6 protein-coding genes are annotated in these 7,558 nt (G+C 61.1%); 2 read left to right on the forward strand and 4 right to left on the reverse strand.

Going from position 1 to position 7,558, the window contains the following annotated elements; all coding sequences use genetic code 11:
* Positions 1–15 precede the first annotated feature (15 nt).
* The 4 genes from VGI36_16160 to VGI36_16175 form a co-directional block, all read right to left on the reverse strand.
* Entirely contained in the window at positions 16–2,607 is a 2,592-nt protein-coding gene (locus tag VGI36_16160; GenBank protein HEY2486682.1) for a M1 family aminopeptidase, read from the reverse strand.
* Between the two features lie 66 nt (positions 2,608–2,673).
* Complete coding sequence (locus VGI36_16165) at positions 2,674–4,257, reverse strand: alpha-amylase family glycosyl hydrolase (protein ID HEY2486683.1); 1,584 nt, start codon at positions 4,255–4,257, stop codon at positions 2,674–2,676.
* Between the two features lie 115 nt (positions 4,258–4,372).
* Complete coding sequence (locus VGI36_16170) at positions 4,373–4,612, reverse strand: DUF2007 domain-containing protein (protein ID HEY2486684.1); 240 nt, start codon at positions 4,610–4,612, stop codon at positions 4,373–4,375.
* Positions 4,613–4,792: 180 nt separating this feature from the next.
* Positions 4,793–5,437, reverse strand: coding sequence for a DedA family protein (locus VGI36_16175; GenBank protein ID HEY2486685.1), 645 nt, complete (start codon positions 5,435–5,437; stop codon positions 4,793–4,795).
* A 272-nt stretch (positions 5,438–5,709) separates the two neighbouring features.
* Between VGI36_16175 and VGI36_16180 the strand changes: the two genes are divergently transcribed.
* Both VGI36_16180 and VGI36_16185 read left to right on the forward strand, forming a co-directional pair.
* The gene (locus VGI36_16180) at positions 5,710–7,041 is read left to right on the forward strand and encodes a citrate synthase (GenBank protein HEY2486686.1); all 1,332 of its coding nucleotides are present in this window, start codon (positions 5,710–5,712) and stop codon (positions 7,039–7,041) included.
* Between the two features lie 261 nt (positions 7,042–7,302).
* Positions 7,303–7,558, forward strand: a 256-nt coding sequence (locus VGI36_16185; protein ID HEY2486687.1) for a hypothetical protein, incomplete at its 3' end; no start/stop codon positions are given.

The raw sequence follows: 7,558 nt of genomic DNA on the forward strand, positions 1-7,558 counted from the left end.
TGCCATAGCGGTTTCTCAGGCTTTGTTCTTGGCCAGTGCTTCCAGTTTTTCGAGGCGCTGCTGTAACTTCTTGTTCTCGTCGCGGAGCTTGTCCAAGTCCTCGCGCACCCGGGTGTCCTGCTCGGTACGGTTGCGGCCTTCGCTAATCGCGGCGACCGCGGCGCGTGCGCGCCGCTGGATTCTGCCATCGAGCTCGCGGTCGGCCAGCCGTCGCAACGGGGCTATCGCACGTGAATCGCCTATTTCCTCGAGCGCTCCGGGCAGCCGCATGCGAACCATGAATTCACGGTCGTCACTCAGCGGCATCAGGTAGTCAATGATCTCCTCGCGCCAAGCTTCGCGCTGCCGCGCTATTTTGGCTAGAGCGCCGAGAGCCGCGACTCGAGCGCGTGGAGGCTTCCCGTACGTGCTCCATTCCCGGCCGACCCCAAGCGCGCGTTCGTCGCGGCTCTCGGCGATACCGCCGAGGGCGTGAGCGCGGATCACATCCAAATACGACGGGCGCTGAAGAGCGCGCTCCAGAATTCCACCCGCGCGACGGTCGCGGGTCTTGCCGAGCGCCAGTGCGGTTTCCGCCTCGACGAAATAACTCTCGTCCCCCTTCTCGAGCAGCGCGGCGAGTGCGGATGCGGCCCGCTCATTGTCGCGGAACTGCCCGAGTGCGCGAGCAACGGCGCGGCGCGTCTTGGGATGCTGACCGCCGAGACCCTCGATAAGTGCATCAAGTGCGGCGTCGGTGCGAACCTCCCCGAGCGCCGCGGCGGCGTCGGCCTGCACGCCCCAGAACTTGTCGCTCAGCAGGGCGTCCTTGAGCGCCGCCGTGGCCTGTGGGCTGCCTTCTTTACCCAGCTCGCGCGCAGCGGCCGCGCGTCCGATCCCCTCGGGCAGTTGCTTGAGCTCTAATTCCAGGGCCTCGCGCCCACGCTTGTGCTTGAGGGTCTTGGCGATGTCGAAGTCCGGATCGAGGCGAACCGACTTGGGCGCCTTATCGCATGGAAGATTGAACACCTGCTCGGTTTCGCGAATCTCGACCTGATGACGCGTCTCTTTGCCTTCCGAGTCCAGCAGCGCGAGCGCGGTGGTGAATCGAAATAGCGGAGTCGTCGCGGAGGTCTTCTGGGTTTGTTTAACCGTGATGCTGGCCAACTTGCGCTGGTCGTCGTACGAGCTCGCAACCTCGATCTCCGGATGGCCCTCCTTGTATACCCATTGGTCGAAGAACCATTCGAGGTTCCGCCCGGTCGACTCCTCGCAGGCGCGTTCCAGATCAGCGGTAACGACGTTGCCGCCGCGATGCCGGGTACAATAGACGTTCAAGGATTTGTAGAACAGGGTATCGCCCAGTTCCCGCCGCAACATGTGCAAGACCAGCGATCCTTTTTCGTAAAGATGCCGGTCAAACAGCTCGATCGGCGCACGATAGCGGTTGCATACGATGGGGCGCCGATAGTCGTGCGAGTCTTCCGCGAGGTAGGCCTCGCGATCCTGCCGCAGGTTCCACGCGAACTCGTCGGCCCCCAGGTTTTCTTCGCACCATAACGCTTCGAAATAGGTGGCGAAGCCCTCGTTGAGCCAGGCGTGCGACCAATCACGGCAGGTGAGCAGGTCGCCCCACCATTGATGGGCCAGTTCGTGCGCGACCAGCGGATCGCTTTTGAAATCGAGATGCGCGCGCGCATCGTGCAGGGTGTCGGCGGTCTGGGTCGTCGCGGAGGTGTTTTCCATCCCACCGAAGATGAAATCGCTGACCGCGACCTGCGCGTACTTGCTGTAGGGGTAGGGAACGCCGATGATCCGCTCGAAGAATTGAATCATGCGCGGCGTATTGCCGAACGCGCGGCGCGCGTCATCCTCGCGCCCCGGATGCACGTAGTACAGGACGGGAGTGTTGCCCGCGCGATCCTCGATGGCGACGAATTCACCGGCGGCCAGGGTGATGAGATAGGTGGAATGCGGCACGTCGTGACGCCAGTGAAACGTGCGGGTGCGCGCTGCCGGATTGTGCCTATTGCACAGTAGCGCGCCATTGGAAATCGCAGTGAAGTGGTCGGGAACGGTCGCAATGACTTCGCTGGTCGCGCGATCGTTTGGGTAGTCGTAGCACGGGAACCAATAGCGCGAATCTTCATCTTCGCCCTGGGTCCAGGCCTCGACGGGCTTGTCCGGGTAGGCGCTGTCGGGACCGACGAAATAGAGACCACGGCGGGGCGCTCCCGAGTACTCAATGGCCACCTCAACCTCGGCGCCCGCTTTGAGCGCGCGTGGCAGCGTCACCTGCACTTTCCCGTCCTGTGATTGGAAGGATGCCGACTCTCTGCCGACGCGCACCGAGCCGATCTCGAGTTCGGTCGCGTCGAACTCGAGCGTCTTGAGCTCATCCACTATCGCAGTCAGGCGGTGAGTGGCGGTGCCGGCGATGCGCTTGCGCTCGAAGTCGAGTGCGACGTCCAGTTTGATGTGCAGAATGTCGACCGCGCGATCGCGCGGCCACTGCGGTTCAACATCGGATGGCTGAAACGGGCGGCGCCCGGCAACGAGATGTCCAGCGAACGCGTCGCGGTCTCCCAGCTGCTCGGCAACTTCGTCCAGGAATCGCGGCTTATACATGACCGCGATCTTAACAAAGAAGCGAGGCGTGTGAGGACAGGCGCGAGCTTGTCCAGCAAAGAGCCCTCAGCATTCGATCACGATCGCTTCATTTGGCGCGAGACGAAACTTGCCCAGCGTTGTCTTGCCCGGGTCACGCCCGGGATCGCTGCTCAGCAGGATTCTCCCCGATGGGACTTCGATGTCGCGCGGCTCCTCGCTGAAGTTAAGCGCTGCCATCGCCCGGCTGGCGGGGGCTTCGCGAACGAACGCCAGACAGTTTTCGGGTGCCTGCTCGATTACGCGAATCGTCCCCACCCTCAGCGCCGGCGATGCCCTCCGAACCCGGATTGCGCGCCGGTAAAGGGACAGCATCGAACCGGGATCGTCTATCTGCCTAGCCACGTTGACTGCCGCGCAATCTCCAAGCGGCAGCCACGGGGTTTTGCTGCTCGTGAAGCCGCCTCCGGGCGCGTCCGACCATTGCATGGGAGTACGACATCCGTCGCGTCCCACCGGATCGCGCCATCGCTCCCGCGCGATCGAGACATTGGGCATTCCGATCTCCTCGCCGTAGTAGAGGAACGGGGTGCCGCGCAGCGCCAGCAACATTACTGCGGCCAGGCGTGCGCGCGCCGCGGTGCTGGTGCCATGCGCATGACGCGTGAGGTGTCGCGCAAAATCGTGGTTCGATAGCGTCCAGGTTGGCCACGAGTCCGCAGGGAGAATGCGTTCGATTTCCTCGACTTGGGCGCGAAAGCGCGCGGCCTCCCAGGGACAGAACAGGAAACGAAAATTGAATGCCTGCTGGAGCTCATCGGGACGCAAGTAAAGCGCCAGCGACTGATTGCTGTGCGGCCACACTTCGCCAACCATGATTCGAGCGTCGTATTCATCGATGACCCGGCGGAATCCCCGGATGATCTCGTGCACCTCGGGCTGGTCGAAGTCATAGAGATGCTTCTGCTTGAAGCTGACGTCGTTTTGTGAACCCCGCTCAACCTTGTCGAGCGCTGGGTTGTCGCGAAACATTGCGTCCTTGATCAGCCCGTGCATCACATCGACCCGGTACCCCGCGGCGCCGCGGTCGAGCCAGAAGCGGATCACCTCGTGCATCGCGGCCACGACCTCCGGATTGCGGAAGTTGAGGTCGGGCTGTGCTGCGAGGAACAGGTGCAGGTACCATTCCCGGGTCGCCTCGTCCCATTTCCAGGCCGGGCCGCCGAAGATGCTGACCCAGTTGTTCGGCGTGCGCTCCGGGGTTCCCGGCTTCCAGATGTACCAGTTGCGCTTGGGGTGGTTGCGCACGGAGCGCGATTCGCGAAACCAGCGATGCTGATCGGAGGTGTGATTGGGGACCAGGTCGAGGATTATCCGGATGCCCCGGCGGCCCGCCTCGCGAATCAATCGTTCAAACGCGCCGAGGTCGCCCAGCTCGGGATGGATACCGCAGTAGTCGCTGACATCGTAGCCCCAATCTTGGAGCGGCGAGGGATTGATGGGGGTGAGCCAAATCGCATCGATACCCAACGATCGATCGCTGCCATCATTCAGGTAGTCCAGGTGCGCGGTGATGCCGTCGAGGTCGCCGATGCCATCACCGTTGGAATCGGCAAAACTACGTGCGTAGATCTGATAGAAAACCGCGCTGCGCCACCATTCAGAAGACATTTGTCTTGGACGTAACCTTTCGCTTTAGGGGATTGGCTCCGGAATGATGCAAGAGAGCGCCTGTCATCTGTGGTGGCGTTGATCGCCGGAAGCTCACTTCTTTAGCACAGGTGTTCTAGAAGCCGAGCTCCTTTAGGGCCTCGCGCGCTTCGACCGCGTCCTCGGCGCGGACCATCAGGCGCACCGTGATCGCAGCCGTTGACCCAAGCATTTGCGATGCGCTGGCATCGAAGACGAAACATTCCATCCCGGAGCTTTCCAGCAGATCGCGCGCCATCCCAACTTCGACCGCGTCGATGCTGTTGAATACCTCTTCGAGCTCGTCCGGCGAAGGCGGGGAATCGTTGGGAGTCATTTTAAAGCTCCTACGAGGTCTCTTCGATCATCAGGAGGGAAGCGCTCTGGCAGAGCGTCTGGCCCTCACGCAAGTTCAACTTCTGCCCGACCGAAACCGACTCCCGCACGCGCAAGTTCGTCCGAGCACCGAACCGGCAAGAAAACGGTTCCCTGCCGAAAGGAGCGCCTACTCGGTCAGCTAGTCGCTGGCCGCGTCGCGTGCGGGCGCACTCATGATGCTCCTTACCCGATTGTAGACCACAAGAGCGACGCCCGCGACGATCACTATCCCGATAACCGCGTCGAACTGGTGGAAATACGGCGCGAGCGACTCCCAATGCTGGCCGAGCTTCATCCCGGCATACGCGAGAAGGAGGCACCACAGGTACGAGCCCGCCAGCGTGTACACGCTGAAGGGAATGAGGCGCATGCGTGACACGCCGGCCGGAAATGCGATGAAGGTTCGCACGACCGGCAGCAGGCGGCTGATGAACACCGCCGGTTTACCCCAGCGAGCGAAGAACCAATCGGCTAGTTCGATTTCGTGAGGCGCTATCAGGACCCATCGTCCGTATCGCAGGAGGAACCAGCGCCCGCCGCTCGCGCCGAAATAGTAGGCGACATACGAACCGAGCAGGCATCCAATTGCTCCTGCTACCGCGACCATTTGTAGGTCGAACCGTCCGGTATGAACCAGGTAGCCGGAGAACGGCATGATGATCTCGGATGGCAGCGGAATGCAGGCACTCTCGATCGCCATCATGAGGATGATGCCGCCGTAACCAAGCGACGAAATGGTGGTGATGATGAACGCTGATACTGCTGAAAAAATCCTCGCACTCATTGTTGGGTCAGGGCCACAACCGCGGCTTCGCCATTCGCACCCGTGCGGCACGCCTCATTTCGGAGATCGCCAGCGTCGCGCCGCCTTCGAAAAAAAGTGTCGGACCAAGTGGCAGGACGCGGTCCGAGCCTGCCATGGGACGCGCGGCAAAGCGAGACGTTCGCGATTGCTCCAACGCGCGCGATTGACGTAGACTGCTCACTGGCATTACTGCATATATGTTGACGGGCCGTGGACCGATGGGACGGCCGCAGAACTCTGGGTGGAAGGCGATGGCAAAGAACAGTCTCAGCATAGTCGACAACCGGACCGGCAAGAGCTACGAAATTCCAGTCGAAGAGGGCGGCGTGATTCGGGCCGCCGCGCTGCGCGCAATTAAGACATCGCCCGACGATTTCGGGCTGATGTCCTACGACCCGGCGTTCGTCAACACCGCATCGTGCCGCAGCCGCATCACCTTCATCGATGGCGACAAAGGTATCCTGCGCTATCGTGGCTACCCGATCGAAGAACTGGCAGAGAAGAGCAACTACCTCGAGACCGCATATCTGATCGTCAAGGGCGAGCTCCCCGACACCGCGCATTACTCGCGATGGGAAAACAATATCAAGATTCACACGATGGTCCACGAGAGTATCAAGCAGTTCATGGAGGGTTATCGCTACGACGCGCACCCGATGGGAATGCTGCTCGGGACTGTGGGCGCACTCTCAACCTTCTACCCGGACGCCGCGAACATTCACGACCTCGAGTCGCGTCGCCTGCAGACTCGCCGGCTAATCGGCAAGATGCCCACGCTAGCGGCGTTCGCCTATCGGCATACGCGGGGTCTCCCCTATGTGTATCCTGACAACGAACTCAGCTACACGGGCAACTTTCTGTCAATGCTGTTCAAGATGACGGAACTGAAGTACAAGCCCGATCCGATTTTGGAGCGCGCACTCGACGTTCTGTTTATCCTGCACGCGGACCACGAGCAGAACTGTTCGGCCAACGCGATGCGGGCGGTGGGGAGCTCACAACCCGATCCCTACGCGGCGGCGGCCGCCGCCGTGGCGGCTCTATATGGACCGCTGCACGGCGGAGCCAACGAACAGGCTATCCGCGGCCTGATGGAAATCGGCTCCGTGCAGAACATTCCGGACATGATAAAGCGCGTGAAAAACCGCGAGCGCCGCCTGATGGGCTTTGGACATCGGGTGTACAAGAACTACGACCCGCGGGCCAAGATCCTCAAACAGCTGGCCTACGAGGTGTTCGAAGTTACCGGCAAGAACCCGCTTATCGACATCGCGGTCGAACTGGAGCATATCGCCCTCGAAGACGACTACTTTGTTAACCACAAGCTCTATCCGAACGTCGATTTCTACTCGGGGATCATCTACCAGGCGATGGGATTCCCCATGACGATGTTCCCGGTACTGTTCGCAATCCCGCGGACCGCCGGGTGGATGGCGCAATGGGCGGAGATGGTACGCGACCCCGAGCAAGCCATCGCCCGGCCCCGGCAGGTTTATGGCGGCGAGCAGCTGCGCCATTACACTCCAATCGAGAAAAGACCCAAGCCAACACAACGTGAAGATGCGGTTAGTGAGGCAATCTGAGCTAAAAACTGCTGGCCAGCATTCTTTTGCTTATTTACTTGGGCTAAATTTCTTCATATTCCTTGCCTATTCAAAGTTGGCGGAAGTTGCGAGAGTTTGCTAAGCTGAGCTTGAGAAGTTGGGCCTGCGCGCTAGTTGAGTTCAAATTCCGCTAAGCGGACCTGAGAGGGTCGGGTAGGTCACGCCTTCTCTGACCATCGAGGTGGCTGAGGCGTATTTGGCGCGTGAGTCGCCGAAAACTCGCTGCCACAAGGTGTGCACATGAGTGCCAGAGCCGAAAGCGAAATTCCCATTCGATATCTCTCAGTTGACGAGATGATGCTCAAGGTTGCGGAGATGCGTGCGGCGCGGGTTGTACCCGAGGTGCGGCTGCCGGCCGCTCAGCCCGCACAGCGGGAGTCAGTCGAGCCGCTCCCCGAACTTGAGTTTCCCGATTACATCAGCCATTGCGAGGCCTGGTCCGCTGCTCCGACCCCTGTGGAGGCCGATGAGCTGGCCAAGTCTACCCCTAGGGGAC

It is taken from the genome of Candidatus Binataceae bacterium (genome assembly GCA_036495685.1).
GTDB lineage: Bacteria > Desulfobacterota > Binatia > Binatales > Binataceae > JAFAHS01.

Excerpts from the sequence above, each read along its gene's own strand:
- VGI36_16165 (HEY2486683.1), bottom strand. The coding sequence starts at position 4,257 with ATGTCTTCTGAATGGTGGCGCAGCGCGGTTTTCTATCAGATCTACGCA.
- VGI36_16180 (HEY2486686.1), top strand. The coding sequence starts at position 5,710 with ATGGCAAAGAACAGTCTCAGCATAGTCGACAACCGGACCGGCAAGAGC.
- VGI36_16170 (HEY2486684.1), bottom strand. The coding sequence starts at position 4,612 with ATGACTCCCAACGATTCCCCGCCTTCGCCGGACGAGCTCGAAGAGGTA.
- VGI36_16175 (HEY2486685.1), bottom strand. The coding sequence starts at position 5,437 with ATGAGTGCGAGGATTTTTTCAGCAGTATCAGCGTTCATCATCACCACC.
- VGI36_16160 (HEY2486682.1), bottom strand. The coding sequence starts at position 2,607 with ATGTATAAGCCGCGATTCCTGGACGAAGTTGCCGAGCAGCTGGGAGAC.